This window comes from Candidatus Planktophila sp., assembly GCA_030681675.1.
GTDB lineage: Bacteria > Actinomycetota > Actinomycetes > Nanopelagicales > Nanopelagicaceae > Planktophila.
On sequence record JAUXRP010000007.1, the window covers coordinates 1 to 17,070 of the forward strand.

The 17,070-nt window shown below is 46.7% G+C and carries 18 protein-coding genes; 14 read left to right on the top strand and 4 right to left on the bottom strand.

Annotated elements, in window-relative coordinates:
- Window positions 1–83 precede the first annotated feature (83 nt).
- Both Q8K48_02190 and Q8K48_02195 read left to right on the top strand, forming a co-directional pair.
- A complete protein-coding gene (locus Q8K48_02190) occupies window positions 84–740 on the top strand; it encodes a class I SAM-dependent methyltransferase (protein ID MDP1851209.1) in 657 nt (218 codons plus the stop codon).
- A 160-nt stretch (window positions 741–900) separates the two neighbouring features.
- Window positions 901–1,593, top strand: a complete 693-nt coding sequence (locus Q8K48_02195) for an Abi family protein (protein ID MDP1851210.1) — start codon at window positions 901–903, stop codon at window positions 1,591–1,593.
- A 40-nt stretch (window positions 1,594–1,633) separates the two neighbouring features.
- Here the strand turns inward: Q8K48_02195 and Q8K48_02200 are convergent, their stop codons facing one another.
- Window positions 1,634–3,022 carry an NADP-dependent malic enzyme gene (locus tag Q8K48_02200; protein ID MDP1851211.1) on the bottom strand — a complete coding sequence of 463 codons (1,389 nt, stop codon included), beginning with the start codon at window positions 3,020–3,022 and terminating at the stop codon, window positions 1,634–1,636.
- 157 nt (window positions 3,023–3,179) lie between these two features.
- A complete protein-coding gene (gene lexA / locus Q8K48_02205) occupies window positions 3,180–3,815 on the bottom strand; it encodes a transcriptional repressor LexA (protein ID MDP1851212.1) in 636 nt (211 codons plus the stop codon).
- Between the two features lie 155 nt (window positions 3,816–3,970).
- On the opposite strand from lexA, the gene Q8K48_02210 reads away from it, so the two are divergent.
- From Q8K48_02210 to Q8K48_02240, 7 genes are all read left to right on the top strand, one after another.
- Entirely contained in the window at window positions 3,971–4,303 is a 333-nt protein-coding gene (locus tag Q8K48_02210) for a LysM peptidoglycan-binding domain-containing protein (protein ID MDP1851213.1), read from the top strand.
- Window positions 4,304–4,360: 57 nt separating this feature from the next.
- On the top strand, window positions 4,361–4,669 hold the full coding sequence (locus Q8K48_02215) for an AbrB/MazE/SpoVT family DNA-binding domain-containing protein (protein ID MDP1851214.1): 309 nt from the start codon (window positions 4,361–4,363) through the stop codon (window positions 4,667–4,669).
- Window positions 4,660–5,037, top strand: coding sequence for a PIN domain-containing protein (locus tag Q8K48_02220; GenBank protein ID MDP1851215.1), 378 nt, complete (start codon window positions 4,660–4,662; stop codon window positions 5,035–5,037). The genes Q8K48_02215 and Q8K48_02220 overlap by 10 nt, the downstream gene beginning before the upstream one ends.
- A gap of 211 nt (window positions 5,038–5,248) precedes the next feature.
- Window positions 5,249–5,776, top strand: coding sequence for a transcriptional regulator NrdR (gene nrdR / locus Q8K48_02225; GenBank protein ID MDP1851216.1), 528 nt, complete (start codon window positions 5,249–5,251; stop codon window positions 5,774–5,776).
- A gap of 35 nt (window positions 5,777–5,811) precedes the next feature.
- The gene (locus Q8K48_02230; protein ID MDP1851217.1) at window positions 5,812–8,643 is read left to right on the top strand and encodes a vitamin B12-dependent ribonucleotide reductase; all 2,832 of its coding nucleotides are present in this window, start codon (window positions 5,812–5,814) and stop codon (window positions 8,641–8,643) included.
- Between the two features lie 243 nt (window positions 8,644–8,886).
- Window positions 8,887–9,453 (top strand): winged helix-turn-helix domain-containing protein, encoded by a 567-nt coding sequence (locus Q8K48_02235; GenBank protein MDP1851218.1) that lies wholly within the window; start codon window positions 8,887–8,889, stop codon window positions 9,451–9,453.
- Between the two features lie 33 nt (window positions 9,454–9,486).
- Entirely contained in the window at window positions 9,487–9,936 is a 450-nt protein-coding gene (locus Q8K48_02240; GenBank protein ID MDP1851219.1) for a HEPN domain-containing protein, read from the top strand.
- Here Q8K48_02240 and Q8K48_02245 read toward each other — a convergent pair.
- Window positions 9,933–10,706 (bottom strand): class III extradiol ring-cleavage dioxygenase, encoded by a 774-nt coding sequence (locus Q8K48_02245; protein MDP1851220.1) that lies wholly within the window; start codon window positions 10,704–10,706, stop codon window positions 9,933–9,935. The two genes, Q8K48_02240 and Q8K48_02245, sit on opposite strands and share 4 nt — an antisense overlap.
- Window positions 10,707–10,792: 86 nt before the next feature.
- Between Q8K48_02245 and prpB the strand changes: the two genes are divergently transcribed.
- From prpB to Q8K48_02270, 5 genes are read left to right on the top strand one after another with little or no spacing between them, the layout of a single operon-like run.
- On the top strand, window positions 10,793–11,674 hold the full coding sequence (gene prpB, locus Q8K48_02250) for a methylisocitrate lyase (protein MDP1851221.1): 882 nt from the start codon (window positions 10,793–10,795) through the stop codon (window positions 11,672–11,674).
- Window positions 11,675–12,811, top strand: a complete 1,137-nt coding sequence (gene prpC / locus Q8K48_02255) for a 2-methylcitrate synthase (GenBank protein ID MDP1851222.1) — start codon at window positions 11,675–11,677, stop codon at window positions 12,809–12,811.
- Window positions 12,812–12,822: 11 nt separating this feature from the next.
- A complete protein-coding gene (locus tag Q8K48_02260) occupies window positions 12,823–14,262 on the top strand; it encodes a bifunctional 2-methylcitrate dehydratase/aconitate hydratase (protein ID MDP1851223.1) in 1,440 nt (479 codons plus the stop codon).
- Complete coding sequence (locus tag Q8K48_02265; GenBank protein MDP1851224.1) at window positions 14,262–15,335, top strand: glycerate kinase; 1,074 nt, start codon at window positions 14,262–14,264, stop codon at window positions 15,333–15,335. The genes Q8K48_02260 and Q8K48_02265 overlap by 1 nt, the downstream gene beginning before the upstream one ends.
- Window positions 15,336–15,348: 13 nt before the next feature.
- Window positions 15,349–16,272, top strand: a complete 924-nt coding sequence (locus Q8K48_02270; protein MDP1851225.1) for a 2-hydroxyacid dehydrogenase — start codon at window positions 15,349–15,351, stop codon at window positions 16,270–16,272.
- Window positions 16,273–16,291: 19 nt separating this feature from the next.
- On the opposite strand, the gene Q8K48_02275 is transcribed toward Q8K48_02270, so the two are convergent.
- Window positions 16,292–17,044 carry a GntR family transcriptional regulator gene (locus tag Q8K48_02275; protein ID MDP1851226.1) on the bottom strand — a complete coding sequence of 251 codons (753 nt, stop codon included), beginning with the start codon at window positions 17,042–17,044 and terminating at the stop codon, window positions 16,292–16,294.
- Between the last annotated feature and the right edge of the window lie 26 nt (window positions 17,045–17,070).

Below are 17,070 nucleotides of genomic sequence, written 5' to 3' on the forward strand. Positions count from 1 at the left end.
AAGGCCAAACTTCCGGGCCATGGAATTAATGATCCAAGCTTCATTCAGCCAACTAGACCGATGTCAGCTATCGGCGGTTAGCAATGAGCGATGAAACACTTGGTCTGGACGAGGCGTATTCGGTAAAGAGCCCCGATGATAATCGTCGCTTGTATGCCAAGTGGGCGGCAACTTATGAAACCTCTTTCGTGGATGCTAAGCAGTATCGCTATCCCAAAGCGATCGCCGAAGTTTTTAACGATGTAGTTGGCCCAGTTACTCGAGTGTTAGATATAGGCACTGGCACGGGTTTAACCGGTATGTATCTGCAGCGATTGCGCCCAGATTTAGTTATTGACGGCATGGATATTTCACCTGAGATGTTGGCACAAGCCCAGTTAAAGTTGCGGCACGATGGTGCAGCCGTGTATCGCGCGCTATATGAGCGGGATTTAACAGGAATGGTTCCAAATGAGAATCCGCCCTATGAAGCGCTGTTTAGCTCAGGAACTTTTACGCATGGGCATTTAGGTCCAGAGTGCATCGCCAATCTTCTGCCACTACTAGAACACAATGGTTGGTTGGTGGTTGGAGTAAATAATGAACATTTTGAAAGTAGAGGTTTTGCGCAAGAGTTATCGACCTTAGTTGACCTTGGATTAATTCAGAGCCCAGAGATTCTGCGCATTGATGTTTACGAGCCGGGCAGTGTGCATCATGGTGATCAAGCACGTGTAATTATTACTCGCAGGATTAACTAAAAAATCAAAGCTATCCACAATCCCAGCTAAAAAATTCGATTCTGTCAGAGCAAATATCTAATCTCTAGAACAAAGACAGAACCCCGGCCGTTTGATCGGTACTCAATCGAGTACTACAGGGACGGTTCCGGGGTGTTCAAGAGAAGGATATCGGTAGGTTATGACAAAATCCAACACAGAGTTGTGGGAGTTCACAGTCAAGCATTTCTCTGTACTTCGAATGAATTCATATCTTCGAACTATGCTCGGGAATCGTGAGATGGCCGTTCAGCTATATCGATGGAACTCTGAATTGGCCGCTGCATATTGGGAGGCCATTGCCTATGTGGAAGTAGCCTTGCGTAATCTTATTGACGAGAAAATGACTCTGCGTCAACTTACATTGGGAAGAGATACTCATTGGATATTTGATGACTTCTTTGAACTTGGCCGAAGTAAAAATACAAATGAACTACCGTCTCAACCTTATAAAGAGATATCCGATGCCATGCGCAGAGTCCGATCCAATAGAAAACCAATGACACCAGACCAGATTATTTCTGAGCTTTCTTTCGGCTTCTGGCATCAAATGCTCTCAAAAAAACAGCTTTTCCTTTGGCCAGGGTTGGCTTCTGGGTTCATAAATGCCCCAAGTCGCAGTCAAAGCTATATCTCAAACCTTACATTTGAGATAAGGAATCTGAGAAATCGAATCGGACACCACCACCGTTTGGACGCACACTCGGCAGTTTTTGGCTTTCAGTTGATTCTCCAATTAGCCCGCGCAATTGATGAAGAGTTAGCTGCATGGATTGTAGAAGGTTCGAGAGTTGATGATTTAATAAAAAGAATTCCGACACTTTCCGACATTTGAATACAAGATTTCGGTGAGGGAGTTTCTTTCTTAATTCATACTATTTTTGAGTGGCGATTTTATACACGGCATTTGATACGGAAGGGGAGACTGCTGGGTCAAAGACGCTAGGGACGATGAAGTTCTCATTGAGTTGATCGGGCTTTACGCACTCAGAAATTGCTCGGGCCGCCGCAACTAACATCTCATCGGTTATCTTTGAGACCCCTGCATCCAAGAGTCCACGAAATAGCCCTGGGAAAGCCAAAACATTATTGATTTGATTTGGGTAATCGCTTCTACCGGTGGCAACTATGCGAGCATGCTTTTGGGCAAGAGCTGGGTCAATCTCTGGGTCGGGATTGGACATGGCAAAGACGATGGCATCGTGGGCCATGGATTCAACATGGGCCTCGGTAATTACGTTTGGAGCGCTCACCCCAATAAAAATATCTGCGCCTTTCATCTCTTCTGTGATTGAGTGTGTTTTGTTTTCTACATTAGTGTTACTAATCAGCCATCTGCGCATCTCGTTATCGGCCTTGCTCTCATTGTGCAAGATACCTTTTGAATCAAAGACCGATGCATGTTTTAAACCTGAAAGAAAGAGTAGACGTAAGATGGCATTGCCAGCAGCGCCCGCACCCATCATCACAATGCGAACTTCGCTCATCTCTTTTTTAACAATGCGTAACGCGTTGAGTAAGCCTGCTAGGACAACAATTGCAGTGCCATGTTGATCATCGTGAAAAACTGGAATATCAAGGCTTTCTTTTAATCGTGCTTCAATTTCAAAGCAGCGTGGGGCAGAGATATCTTCTAGGTTGATGCCACCAAAGCCTGGAGCGATCATTTGAACTGCGCGGATAATCTCTTCAGTATCTTGTGAATCAAGACAGATTGGCCAAGCATCAACATTGGCAAAGCGCTTAAATAAAACGGCCTTGCCCTCCATTACGGGCATTGCCGCATAAGGACCTAGATTTCCAAGACCTAAAATAGCTGAACCATCAGAGACTACTGCCACCGTATTTCGCTTAATAGTTAATCGACGAGCATCGGATTTATCGGCAGCGATTGCTAAACAAATTCGTGCCACTCCGGGGGTATAAGCCCGAGATAAATCATCACGTGTTTTGAGTGGGACTTTAGATGCAACCTCTAATTTTCCACCTAAATGCATAAGAAATGTTCGGTCACTAACTTTTTTAACATTAAAATTTGGAGATGCGGCGCTTATCGCTGCGGCAATTTCTTCAGCGTGATCAGCATCCCGCGTATCGCAGGTGACATCTACTACGACGCGATCATGGTGTGATTCAACGACATCGAGTGCCGTGAGCGTTCCACCGGCTGCAACGATTGCTGCTGGAATCAAGGATGTCGGTGATGATGTCGTTGTGGCTTCGACTCTAATGGTTATCCCATAGCCTGGACTTGTATCGCTCATTGAAAACACTCCATCCAAAATTGCATTTCGTAAAGAAAAATTGTGAAGAATTGACTCTATGGTAACTACATGGCCGTACTAAGGCGAGCCTGGAACCGTAGTGCTATTGCTCACGTATCCGATAAAGTCCCAAGCCATGAGTCAAGGCTACTTAGATTTAACGAAGTGAGCGAAGAACTGCAGTTACTTTGCCTAAGATTTCGCAGGAATCGCCATCGATAGGAGCGAAGTTTTCATTAGCAGGAAGCAACCAGATGTGGCCGTTTTTGCGCGAAAAAACTTTAACAGTTGCTTCACCATCAATCATCGCGGCAACTATCTCACCGTTATTGCAATCTTTTTGGGAGCGAATGACTACATAGTCACCATCGCAAATTGCAGCATCAATCATTGATTCGCCAACGACCTTGAGCATAAATAAATCACCGCTTCCAACAATTGATTCAGGAAGTGGAAAGGACTCTTGAATCTCTTGTTCGGCTGTGATTGGCCCGCCCGCTGCAATGCGCCCGACTAAGGGAATGAGTCGAGTTTTATCCACGGGTGCGCCATGTTCTTCAGGAGTTAGCTCAAGGGCTCGACCCTTGCTCTCATCGCGCCGGATAAAGCCTTTAGCTTCTAGGATTTCAAGCTGGTATTTAACTGAGGCGGTGCTCGTTAATCCGACCGCCGCTCCGATTTCGCGCATCGATGGGGCATAGCCGTGATCGCTCATTGAGGCCTGTATAACTGAGAGGATTTCAGATTGGCGTGGGCTTAAGCCCGCCTGGCTTGGAGTGCGCTGTGTGCTCATGGGTAGATGGTGACAGAGATTGACCGCAAATTCAAACACCTGTTCGAAAATTTCTTGCCTTTGTCAGTGGCGTGGTGTTTAATTGAGTTATTCGAACACGTGTTCGGGTACCTTCCCCAAGGTAATTACAGCTTAAAATGCACGAGGAGAACGACATGAGCGCAGTGGTATTTAATTCATTAGCCCCGCAAAGCAGTGTAAATCAAGGCTTTTCGCGCCGTGGTCGTCTTGCCCGCACTTTGGTCGTTCTCTCACTGACCGTTGTTCTGGCCGCTGGCTTTGCCGCTCGCTCCGGGGCTGGAGATCACGTCAGCAAAGCGTCCTCATTTGTAAACGTCGTCGTTCCTGGGGGTGCCACGCTGTGGTCCATCTCCGCCGCCTATAGCGATGGTGATATCACCGCGATGGTCGAAGCTATCCGCGAGGCAAATAACCTCACTGGCTATGACATAGCCGCTGGCGCTCGCCTTCGAATTCCACTTAATTAATACAAAGGGATTAATTCAGCCTATCCAAATATTGGGCAGAGGTGCTAGCCTTTACTTATGGCTCCTAAGGTAAAGGCTAAGAAAACGGCTCGTAAGCCAGCCCTCAAACGTAAAGTTCCGGTGCAACGTGCCGGTCGAACATCCACATCCCGGTTGAGCTCTAAGAATCAATTGACAGTACCCGTAGATATTCTGCGAAGAGTAGGTCTAGAGGCAGGGGATGAAGTGGAATTCGTAGTTAACGACGCTGGTTTTATCCAGATACAAGTGGAGGGACAAGCAAATCCAGTTTTAAATTTAGTGGGAGCATTTCCTGGAATCTTTGATGAATTTGATCAAGAGAAAGAGCGAGCAGCGTGGGATTAGTTCTTCTGGATTCATCGGTTCTCATAGGTTTAATCAACCCAGATGACAAACACCATGTTCGCATCATGGAAAGTTTTGAAGCCTCTAGTTTGTATGCGATTTCGGCGCTCACATTGACCGAGGTTTTGCCTCATGCTGTCGCAAAAGGCGTCGCCGAAGAGGCACAGGCCCGCTTAGCAGCCAATCTGCATCAGGTAGTCGATGTAAGCCAAGAGATTGCAGTTGCAGCCGCTCATATCAGGGCTAGTAAGGGCCTTAGAACTCCAGATGCGATCATCAGTGCCACCGCAAGCACCATCAAGGCAACGCTCTGGACATGCGACGCCGCCTTGGCCAAAACCCACAAAGGGGCTCGCTTCATCCTCTGAGTGCGGTGAGGTTCAACCCCGACACGCCCTAAATCGCAATTGACGCTCTTCCTAGTGGCAAACCCTCGTCCAATGCTTTATAGTTCCCACTATATATAGGGGTAGGAGAGCCCGAAACTTCCATAAGTAGTGTTTTTACGGTAGTTTTGGAAATCCCCTCTTTAGCGCTAAAAAGGGAAAAAGCAAGCATCATGAAGGGAGACACGCCGAGGTGATTTGCCCGTTTTGCAGACACGATGACTCTCGAGTCATTGACTCTAGACCTGCCGAAGAGGGAACGCAGATTCGCCGCCGCCGCGAGTGCCCACAGTGCGGCCAACGTTTTTCAACTCAAGAGGTCGCTGTGCTCAGCATTATTAAACGAAGTGGCGCCACTGAGCCATTTAGTCGTGAAAAAGTCCTGGTGGGTGTACGCAAGGCCTGCCAAGGACGCCCAGTTAATGAAGATGATTTAGTCTTACTGGCCCAGCGCGTGGAGGAAACTCTACGAAGCACCGGTCAAGCTGAAATCGAGGCCCAAGAAGTGGGCATGGCGATTTTGGCACCTCTTCGCGAGCTCGATGAGGTGGCTTACTTACGGTATGCCTCGGTGTACCGTAACTTTGCCTCCCTTGAGGATTTTGAAGGCGAGATCGCACTACTGCGCGCTATGCCTTCGAACCTAAAAACTGCAGAAAAGCCCCGTGCAGATGTCAGTAAAGAAAAAATAAGTACAAACGCTGCACTTTCAAATGAATAATTAACGGCCTACTAAAGAAATACGGGGAAATACATATGTCAGAAACGGTTATCAACCGACCAGCCAAGATCAAAGCTCACAACACAATCCAGGGCAAGGGCTTAACGATCGAACGCATCTACACCAACGAGGGTATTCACCCATACGATGAAGTTAAATGGGAGCGTCGAGATGTAGTGCAGCAAAACTGGAAAACCGGAGAGACCGTATTCGAACAACATGGTGTTGAGTATCCAGATTTCTGGTCAGTAAATGCATCCACCATTGTTACGACTAAATATTTCCGTGGAGCAGTCGGTGCCGAAAACCGAGAGTATTCACTCAAGCAGGTTATTGATCGCGTTGTACTTACATATACAAAGGCAGGCAAAGAGCATGGCTACTTTGCAACCGATGCCGATGCGGAAATCTTCGAGCACGAACTCACTCACATGCTGATGCACCAGATATTTTCTTTCAACTCCCCGGTCTGGTTTAACGTAGGAACAAATGAGCCACAGCAAGTCAGTGCATGTTTTATTCTCTCTGTCGATGACACAATGGAGAGCATTCTTAACTGGTATCGCGAAGAGGGAATGATTTTCAAGGGCGGCTCAGGTGCTGGACTTAATTTATCTCGCATCCGTTCATCGAAAGAACTATTAAAATCAGGCGGAACTGCATCTGGGCCAGTCTCATTTATGCGTGGCGCCGATGCCTCTGCCGGAACAATTAAATCAGGTGGTGCAACACGTCGTGCGGCCAAGATGGTTGTACTAGATGTTTCACACCCAGATATTGAAGAGTTTATTGAAACTAAAGTAAAAGAAGAGGACAAGATTCGCGCACTTCGCGATGCAGGTTTTGATATGGATCTTGGTGGAAAAGACATCATCTCTGTCCAGTATCAAAATGCTAACAACTCGGTTCGAGTTTCCGATGAGTTCATGCGTGCAGTTGAAAAGGGCGAGCAGTTTGGTTTGACCGCGCGCGGTACAGGTGAAGTCATCGATACCGTTGATGCTAAAACTTTATTTACAAAGATGGCACAAGCTGCATGGGCATGTGCCGACCCTGGAATTCAATATGACGACACAATTAATGATTGGCACACCAATCCAGAAACAGGTCGCATCAATGCATCGAACCCATGTTCTGAGTACATGTCATTAGATAACTCATCATGTAACTTAGCCTCACTTAACTTAATGAAGTTTCTGAAATCAGATGGCTCTTTTGATGCTAAAACATTTGGTCGCGCTGCAGAAATGATTATCACCGCAATGGATATTTCAATCTGTTTCGCAGATTTCCCAACTGAGGCAATTGGCGATACCACCAAGGCTTATCGCCAGTTAGGTATCGGTTATGCAAACCTAGGTGCGCTTTTGATGGCATCGGGTCTTGCCTATGACTCTGATGGAGGACGTGCTCTCGCTGGTGCCATCACTTCATTGATGAGTGGAATTACATATAAGCGCTCGGCCGAACTAGCTGAAATCGTTGGGCCATATGCCGGCTTTGCCCAGAATGCCAACGCCCACGCCCGCGTGATGCGCAAGCATGCCGCAGCATCATCGTCGGCAAAGTCCGAGACCACCCTTGATCGCGATGTCTGGACCCAGGCCAACAAAGCCTGGGATGCTTGTCTTTCAACGGGTGAAAAAAATGGCTGGCGCAACGCCCAGATCTCTGTTCTTGCTCCGACCGGAACAATCGGTTTGATGATGGATTGCGATACAACAGGAATCGAACCAGATTTCTCACTCGTAAAATTTAAGAAGCTTGTCGGCGGCGGTTCTATGCAAATCGTTAACCAGACAGTACCGGCCGCACTTCGCAGGCTCGGCTATACCGAAGAGACTATTGAAGCGATCGTTGAATTCATCTCTACTCATGGTCACGTTATCGATGCTCCAGGATTAAAACCAGAGCACTACGACGTCTTTGACTGCGCACTCGGTGCGCGCTCCATTGCTCCGATGGGCCATGTTCGAATGATGGCTGCCTGCCAACCATTTTTATCTGGTGCGATTTCAAAGACAGTTAACTTGCCATCAGATGCAACCGTTGAAGAGGTTGAAGAGGTGTACTACGAGGGCTGGAAATTAGGGCTAAAGGCCTTGGCGGTCTATCGCGATAACTGCAAAGTCGGTCAACCTTTATCTGATGGTAAAGCGGCAAAGGGCGATGCACCAGCGGTTGCATCACATCCTTCAACGCCGCTTCGCAAACGCTTACCAAAGTCACGCCCATCAACGACTACATCGTTTTCTGTTGGCGGGGCAGAGGGTTACATGACTTCGGGTGCTTATGCAGATGGCGCACTCGGTGAGGTATTCCTAAAGCTGGGCAAGCAGGGATCGACTCTGGCCGGTGTTATGGATGCATTCTCAATCGCAGTATCAATTGGATTGCAATATGGAGTTCCACTGGAAACCTTCGTTGAAAAATTCACTAACTTGCGCTTTGAGCCAGCGGGCATGACCGATGATGCCGATATCCGCATGGCACAGTCCATGATGGATTACATCTTCCGTCGCTTAGCACTAGATTACTTACCCTTTGAGACACGCAGTGCGATGGGGCTGTACACAGCATCTGAACGTGCACGTGCATTAGAGACGGGCGAGTACACCGAGGACGTTGTAGAAGATTATGAAAACCTCGAAGTCGTTGCACCCGTTGCAGTACAGATTTCTGTACCTAAACCAGTTGCAGTCACTATCGATAGCAAGCAACAGTTCGGCTCATCGACAGAACTGATGGAGGCCTTGTCTGGCGTTAAAGCCGATGCGCCCTTGTGTATGACCTGCGGTGTAAAGATGCGCATGTCTGGTGCCTGCTATGTCTGCGAAGGGTGCGGCAACACATCTGGTTGCTCATAACAACATCTTTCTCATTCGAGGTCAACCAATTTCCTTACAAGGGGAGAGGTTGGCCTCGATCTTTTTGTTCTGGCAAAACAATAATTTCGAGCCGATTGCGAAAATAGTTCAAGTAATTTGTTTGAGGACTACCTATATGCCGCCTCACATTCCAGGCAACAAAATCAGTCATAGAAAATCGAAAATCATCTCTATCATTGTGAAAAGAAAGGATTTCTCAATAACTAAGATATATTAAGAGTTATGAAAGAGTCACTGTTACTGCCAATACTTCGCTCGCGGGTTCAAGGGGATCTACTTGCATTACTCTTCCTCAATCCGGATAAAGAGCTAACAATCTCTGATGCGGCACGCACCATCGGATCCTCAATTCCAGGTCTTCACCATGAGGTGGTGCGCCTCATAGATGCTGGCTTTATCAGAGAGCGCCGGCAGGGAAGAAATCGATTAATTCGCGCCGAGGCAAATTCCAGAATTGCGCCATCACTTACTGATTTGCTGGCTCTGACTTTTGGACCTCTTCCCGTCATTGAACGTGAGCTAGCAGGAATTTTGGGAATAAACGAAGGATATATTTTTGGGTCTTGGGCGGCTAGATATTCTGGAATCCCAGGAGCAATTCCAAATGACATCGATGTGTTGATTGTCGGAACCACTTCGCTCGAATTACTCGATGAAGCTGTAGGACGGGCTGAGAAGGCATTGATGAGGGAGGTCAATGTCAGACGCGTTAGCGCCAAAGAATGGCGTGAGGGCAGTCCATTTATTGCGACAATAAAAAAGAATCCACATGTAAAGCTAAATCTCTAAACTTTTGTCAGGTGTGAAATCTAACTTGGCTCAATGGAGATTACAGAGGAATCAGCGCGGCTAACCAAAAAATATCTCAGTAAGAAACTCATTGAGGAGATAGAGATCGACATTAATCAAGCTCATCAAATGATTGCACAGGCGGAAAATCACTTAAGAAGTGCAATGAATGCTTTAGTAGATGACAAAGAAGGTGCGTATGTTCTTTTGTATGACGCCGCTCGGAAAGGGTTAACAGCAATTCTCTATTTACAGGGAATACGTCCTACGGCTTATGGAGGGCACTCGATAATTCTTAACGTGCTGATTCCTCAGTGCAGCACATCCGAGGTAGCGCTAATTAGACCATTCAATCGGCTCCGCAAAATTCGAAATTCAGTTGAGTATCCTAGGACTGATTTTTCTGAGATAGATGAAACTTCCCTTCGTGAAGATTTCAATACGGCAGTAAAAATCGTAAAGTGGGCTAAATCAACAATTTAAGCAACGAGGATACTTCGCTTACTAAGTCCCATAAAGTAGCCATCTATAAGGGTTTGCGGGGCAGCATCGGCCACGCTGGCACTACCTAATGTAATAAATAGCGGTGTGAAATGTTCAACAGTTGGATGGGCGTATGGCATTCCTGGTGCTAATTCGCGGAAATTTGAAAGTGTGTCAACGTCTCCGGCTGCCAGAGCATTTTCTGCCCAAGCATCGAACTCACTAGACCAGGTTGGTGCGAGTGCATCAGGCGACCAGTTGCGTAAATACTGCAACCCATGGGTCATAAAACCAGATCCGATAATGAGAACTCCTTGATCGCGCAATGGTTGCAAGCGTTTACCAAGCTCTAAAAGTTTTGCAGGATCACTCGTTGGCATAGAAATCTGGACAACCGGAATATCTGCATTCGGATACATCACACGCAAAGGCACCCATGCCCCGTGATCCAAGCCGCGGTTGGATTGATGTACTGGCTCGGTTTCGGGCATGATCGATGCGACCAGCGTTGAAACCGCAGTGGCATCTGGGCTGTTATATGTCATCTCATAAAACTTGCGATCAAAGCCACTGAAGTCATAGACGAGTGGGGTATTGGCAGCGGGATTGCTCAAAGTTATTGGTTGCGACTCCCAGTGCGCACTGACAATTAAGATCGCCTTTGGTCGTTCAATTGCCGCTGATATTCCTCGCAACTGAGATGTCCATAGTTGATCATCAAGAAGCATCGGCGCACCGTGGCCGATATAGAGCGCGGGCATTTTCGACATAGCTCATTGTAGCAGAAAGTAGTTGAAAGTTCAACTACAACCGGAACAGTATTTGCCGGCTCTCATAGGCTGGTTAGACTCTTGGCGTGAGCTCAACTTCAGCAGGTGCCCGATTTAAAGCCGCACTTCGCGATGAAACCCCACTTCAAATCATTGGAACTATCAACGCTAATCACGCCCTTTTGGCCAAGCGCGCAGGCTACCGAGCGATTTACTTATCTGGAGGGGGAGTCGCGGCTGGATCTTTAGGAGTTCCTGATCTTGGAATCACCACTCTTGAAGATGTGCTCACCGATGTTCGACGCATTACAAATATCTGCGACGTCCCTCTTTTAGTCGATGCCGATACTGGTTTTGGTGCATCGGCCTTTAATATCGCTCGCACCGTTAAAGATTTAATTAAGGCAGGCGCTGCAGCAATGCATATTGAAGATCAAGTAGGGGCCAAGCGTTGTGGCCACCGCCCAAACAAGGAAGTTGTTAGTACATCTGAAATGGTGGATCGTATTAAGGCCGCCGTTGATGCACGCACTGATGATGAATTCTCAATTATGGCGCGAACCGATGCAATTGCAATTGAAGGTCTAGATGCAGCTATCGAACGAGCGCATGCATATGTCGAAGCCGGAGCTGATTTAATTTTTCCAGAAGCGATTCGCACATTAGATGATTACAGTAAATTTAGCGCCGCCGTTTCTAAACCTATTTTGGCTAACATTACAGAGTTTGGTTTGACCCCTTTATTTTCGCGCGACGAGTTAAGTGCTCATGGGGTCTCAATGATTCTTTATCCACTTTCGGCATTTAGAGCCATGAACAAAGCGGCAGAGAATATTTATGAAAGAATTCGTCGCGATGGCACGCAGTCACATGTTGTTGATACTATGCAGACGCGTGAGGAACTGTACGAGCGAATTAATTATTATGAGTATGAAAAGGCATTAGATAAAACTTTAGGGAGAGATTAATTGGTCGAATTTAAAGCTAAGAAATCCGTTGCACTTTCAGGTGTACCCGCAGGCAATACAGCGCTGTGCAGTGTTGGAAAAAGTGGAAATGATCTTCACTATCGCGGATATGACATTGCAGATTTAGCTGCACATTGCGAGTTCGAAGAGGTCGCCTATCTTTTAATTTATGGGGTATTGCCCACACGCACTCAGTTAAATGCCTACAAAACAAAGCTAAAAGGCCTTCGCGGTCTGCCCGATCACCTAAAGGCGGTACTTGAGCAGATTCCGGCAAGCGCCCATCCCATGGATGTTCTGCGTACCGGTGTTTCAGCCCTAGGAAGCCTAAATCCTGAAGGGTTTGAGCAGACACAAGTGGGCGCTCAGGAGATTGCCGACAAACTAATCGCTTGTTTGAATTCAATGTTGCTGTATTGGTATCACTTTGCTAACTCCGGTAAACGAATCACGGTTGAGACCGATGATGTTTCAATCGCCGCTCACTTTTTGCATCTGCTTCACGGCGCACCTGCGAGTGACCTCTGGATTAAATCAATCCATGCCTCGCTCATTTTGTATGCTGAACATGAATTCAACGCATCAACTTTTACTGCTCGTGTGATTGCCGGTACTGGGTCAGATTTGTATTCAGCGATCACGGGAGCAATTGGTGCGCTGCGTGGACCAAAGCATGGTGGGGCAAATGAGGTCGCCCTTGAAATTCAAGAGAGGTACGCAAATGCCGATGAGGCTGAATCGGATATTCGTGCTCGAGTTGCGGCTAAAGAAGTTGTGATTGGTTTCGGTCATCCGGTTTACACCGTCGCTGATCCTCGAAATGCGATTATCAAGTCTATCTCGCTAGAGCTTTCCAAAGACAATGGCAACACTGCTCTATACGACATTGCCGCTCGCATCGAAGAGGTGATGTGGGATGCCAAAAACATGTTCCCTAATCTGGATTGGTTTTCAGCTGTTGCATACAACCAGATGAAAATACCAACGGCATTTTTTACACCTCTTTTTGTTATCGCCCGAACAACTGGTTGGGCTGCTCACGTCATTGAACAACGAATTGACAATAAAATTATCCGTCCAAGTGCCAACTACACAGGTCCTGAAGATCTAATATTTCAACCAATAGAGAAGCGATAGGTGCATTCTTAATGTCTAGCCAGACAAAAATAACCAACCAACCATATGACCAAGAGATTATCGACATTGTTGACTATGTCCGAAACTATGAAATTACTTCACATCTTGCATATGAAACTGCGTGGAATTGTTTTCTAGATACCTTGGGTTGCGGGCTTGAAGCCCTTGAATACGAGGCCTGTACTAAATTGCTTGGTCCAGTTGTAGGAGGTGCAAACCTAGTCAACGGCGTTAAAGTGCCTGGTACTAACTATGTTTTAGACCCAGTACAAGGTGCCTTTAACATCGGTGCCATGATCCGATGGCTTGACTTCAATGACACCTGGCTCGCCGCCGAGTGGGGACATCCATCCGATAACTTAGGTGCAATTCTTGCCACCGCAGACTGGCTATCACGCACTACTGATAAGAAGTTCACGATTAAAGATGTATTGACGGCCATGATTAAGGCACATGAGATTCAGGGCTGTATCGCTTTGGAAAACTCCTTTAACAAAGTTGGTTTAGATCACGTGCTTTTGGTTAAAGTCGCATCAACGGCAGTTGTTTCGCAGATGATGGATTTAACACGCGATCAGACACTTGCTGCTGTATCTCTTGCCTGGGTAGATGGACAATCTCTTCGCACATACCGTCACTTTCCAAATGCAGGTTCGCGTAAATCCTGGGCCGCTGGGGATGCAACATCGCGCGCAGTTCGCTTAGCGCTCATCGCAAAGACTGGCGAAATGGGTTATCCATCGGCATTAACCGCAAAAACGTGGGGCTTTTATGACGTCTCATTTAAAGGTAATACCTTTAAGTTTCAGCGTCCATATGGCACGTACGTTATGGAAAATATCTTGTTTAAAATCTCATTTCCCGCCGAGTTCCATTCACAGACTGCAGTTGAGGCGGCCATGACCCTTCACGCAGCAATGCTAGCTGCGGGGAAAACTCAGGCAGATATTAAAAAAGTTACAATCCGCACTCACGAAGCTTGCATTCGAATTATCGATAAGAGAGGTCCACTCAATAATCCAGCCGATCGCGATCATTGTATTCAGTACATGGTTGCAGTCCCACTAATCTTTGGTCGACTCACAGCACGAGATTATGAAGATAACATTGCCGCCGACCCTCGCATCGATGCGCTTCGAGAAAAAATCATCTGCGTTGAGGACTCGACCTTCACGGCCGATTATCACGACCCGGATAAACGCTCGATTGCTAACGCTTTAACAATTGAGTTTTATGATGGCAGCATTGTGGGCGAAGAGGTCGTTGAGTACCCAATTGGCCATGCCCGTCGTCGCGCCGCTGGAATCCCATTATTAATCGAAAAGTACGAGGTCAACCTTGCGCGTATTTTTGATGCGCCGGCGCAGGAAAAAATCCTTAGCCTGTCAATGGATTATGAGAAATTGATGGCCACCCCCGTAGATAAGTTCATGGATTTAATGGCGCTTTAATGGCCAGAATACTTATTGCACCTGACTCTTTTAAGGGCAGTGCAACAAGTATTGAAGTGGCGCGTGCAATTGCGCACGGTTGGCTATCAATTCGACCCAATGATGAGTTAATTCAAATCCCTTGTGCAGATGGTGGCGAAGGAACTCTGTTAGCGATTGAATTTGCCAGACCAGATGCAATTCGTATTTATTGCCCCGAAGTTTCACTGGAGGCGTATTGGCTGTTAATCAATGGTTCGACGGCGATTGTTGAATTAGCTCAAGTATCCGGTCTATCTCTCTTGCCACAACTGGATCCAATGGGTGCACATACTTTTGCTTTCGGTCAAGTATTAGCAAATGCTGCACGAGATCTACGAGTGCACCGTATTTATTGCGCACTCGGAGGTTCGGCAAGCACGGATGCTGGCGTTGGCGCTCTCACCGCACTCGGATTTGAATTCTTAGATAGAGCCGATCAACAGGTTGGTCTCGGTGGTGGGCAACTGTCGAAAATTACACAAATTTCAATCGGTAACGCAGTTGCGCCACCTGTTGGCGGAGTAACTCTTTTAGTCGACGTTGATTCACCACTTCTTGGAGTTCACGGCACTGCCACTACCTTTGCAAAACAAAAGGGTGCAACGAACCAGCAGATTGCCCAACTTGAAAGCGCACTGGAAGGTTTTTCAACCGTAATCGCGGCCGATGATTCACCAGGTAGTGGAGCGGCAGGTGGAACGGCATTTGGTTTACGTGCATTATGGGGCGCAACAATTGAAAGTGGTTCGGTATGGATTGCAGATATGTGCGGAGTTGCCGATGCAATTCATGCATGTGATCTCGTGATCACTGGCGAAGGAAAGTTGGATGCTCAGAGCATGAGAGGCAAAATAGTCGGTCACATTACCGAACTCGCCGCCGCTGCAGAAGTACCCATTGCATATTGTGTTGGATCGATAGAAGGTAGATTTCCAATCCCAAATCTGGGAGGTATTGCTTTGTCTGAGTTGGCTGGAAGTACTCAAGAGGCGATTGAAGATCCCCAGAGATATTTGATTGAAGCCGGTGTAAAGCTCGCAGACTTCCTATAGGATTTTCAATCATGTGGAATCGAATGATATGAGTGCAGCAATGATATGGTGTGAATTTTCTGGACTAGATATTCCCGAATCACTAGAAGCCTTCCCAGTGCGTGGAGAATTTCCTGAGTCTGAAATTCTCGACGCAATTAGATTTTATGTTCCCCCATATATGTCAGGTGCGCGATCTCTGGAGCTCATTTCAAAGATGTCTTCGCTTCAAGTAATTCAAAGTCCAAATGCCGGAGTAGATGATGTCCTAGAGATTCTTCCACCAGGAGTTACGTTATGTAATGCTGCAGGTGTCCACGATGCATCTACAGCGGAGTTAGCGATTGGATTGGCGATTAGCGCGCGGCGAGGATTTGCAACTTTCATGACCAACCAAAGAAAAGGTGTGTGGGTCCATGAACGTCGCAACGCCTTAGCCGATTCGCGTGTTGGAATTGTCGGCACAGGAAATATTGGTTCATTGATTGCACGGCAGTTGGAACTCTTTAATGTAGAGGTTATAGGTTTTAGTCGCAATGGGAGAAATTCAAGTACAACTATGGCTGACTTTGATGAATTATTGCCAACTCTAGATGTTGTAATTTTGATTCTTCCTCTAACGAGAGAAACACATCACTTAATGAATCGATCAAGGATCCAGGCAATGAAACCAGGTGCAACTCTTGTCAATGTAGCTCGGGGTGGAATTGTAGACACTGAAGCTTTAATAGAAGCGTTGAATCGTGGTCATATCACTGCTGGATTAGATGTTACGGATCCAGAACCCTTACCAAAAGGTCATCCATTGTGGGAGGCTGAAAACGTAATCATTACACCACATGTTGGTGGAGACTCGAGCGCGTTTAATCCACGCGTGCGCATGTTAATCGAAAGCCAACTAGCCAAGTTTGCAACTGGTAAGCCGCTAGCTAATATTGTTGCCGGTCCGTTTCGCTAGGGAAGTTGAATCGTCATACCTACTGCACTGAAGATGAAAAACGCTTCAATGAAGATTGAATGTGTGAGTGCATACTCGCTCGTGCGGTTTTGGAATCTCCGTCGATAATTGCATTCGAGATAGTATTGTGCTCAATAATTGCAAGTTGTCCTGAACCATTCTGATAGTAGTGTTCAAACAGTTTTTCGACGAAGTTGGCTCCTGAGCTATTTTTGATCAGGTGTAGCCGGTGTGCCATAAAGAGTCGAAACAGATGCAGGTGACAGTGGGTTCGCTCAAAGGCCGATTCAACGGACTTGCTACCAGATAGTTGTGCAACCAGTTTATGAAAGCGCGCATCATGTTCGGTCAAACTCTTAAATTCATCCACATTTTTCTGCTTCAAAGTTCTCAAAGTGCTTTTCATCTCTGAGTTTAGAATTCTTTTCCCTTCAAAAGTAATCCTTTTTGCCGCTTGCTCGGCTGCCCACGGTTCAATGAGAAGTCGAAATTGAAAAAGATCGTGGAACTCATCAAGCGTTAAAAGGTTAGTTGCGCTATATCCCTTCAGAGGCTCTTTTTTTATGAGTCCATCGGATTCTAAGCGGGCTAGCGCCTCCCGAATTGGAGTCTGAGAGGTTTTAAGTTGCAGTGACAATGCATCGATATTGATTCTGGAACCTGGAGAGATCTCATAGGTTACAACCATCGCTTTGATCTTGCCGTAGATATCATCTGAAAGGACCGAGGTACGCGCTGAAGATTTAATAGAATCAGTTTTAACTGCGTTCATTCTCCACCTATATGCGCGATCCGCAT

What these genes read in the sequence shown, in the direction of transcription:
- Q8K48_02190 (MDP1851209.1), top strand. Translation starts at nt 84, where the DNA reads ATGAGCGATGAAACACTTGGTCTGGACGAGGCGTATTCGGTAAAGAGC.
- Q8K48_02195 (MDP1851210.1), top strand. Translation starts at nt 901, where the DNA reads ATGACAAAATCCAACACAGAGTTGTGGGAGTTCACAGTCAAGCATTTC.
- Q8K48_02200 (MDP1851211.1), bottom strand. Translation starts at nt 3,022, where the DNA reads ATGAGCGATACAAGTCCAGGCTATGGGATAACCATTAGAGTCGAAGCC.
- lexA (MDP1851212.1), bottom strand. Translation starts at nt 3,815, where the DNA reads ATGAGCACACAGCGCACTCCAAGCCAGGCGGGCTTAAGCCCACGCCAA.
- Q8K48_02210 (MDP1851213.1), top strand. Translation starts at nt 3,971, where the DNA reads ATGAGCGCAGTGGTATTTAATTCATTAGCCCCGCAAAGCAGTGTAAAT.
- Q8K48_02215 (MDP1851214.1), top strand. Translation starts at nt 4,361, where the DNA reads ATGGCTCCTAAGGTAAAGGCTAAGAAAACGGCTCGTAAGCCAGCCCTC.
- Q8K48_02230 (MDP1851217.1), top strand. Translation starts at nt 5,812, where the DNA reads ATGTCAGAAACGGTTATCAACCGACCAGCCAAGATCAAAGCTCACAAC.
- Q8K48_02235 (MDP1851218.1), top strand. Translation starts at nt 8,887, where the DNA reads ATGAAAGAGTCACTGTTACTGCCAATACTTCGCTCGCGGGTTCAAGGG.
- Q8K48_02240 (MDP1851219.1), top strand. Translation starts at nt 9,487, where the DNA reads ATGGAGATTACAGAGGAATCAGCGCGGCTAACCAAAAAATATCTCAGT.
- Q8K48_02245 (MDP1851220.1), bottom strand. Translation starts at nt 10,706, where the DNA reads ATGTCGAAAATGCCCGCGCTCTATATCGGCCACGGTGCGCCGATGCTT.
- Q8K48_02260 (MDP1851223.1), top strand. Translation starts at nt 12,823, where the DNA reads ATGTCTAGCCAGACAAAAATAACCAACCAACCATATGACCAAGAGATT.
- Q8K48_02265 (MDP1851224.1), top strand. Translation starts at nt 14,262, where the DNA reads ATGGCCAGAATACTTATTGCACCTGACTCTTTTAAGGGCAGTGCAACA.
- Q8K48_02275 (MDP1851226.1), bottom strand. Translation starts at nt 17,044, where the DNA reads ATGAACGCAGTTAAAACTGATTCTATTAAATCTTCAGCGCGTACCTCG.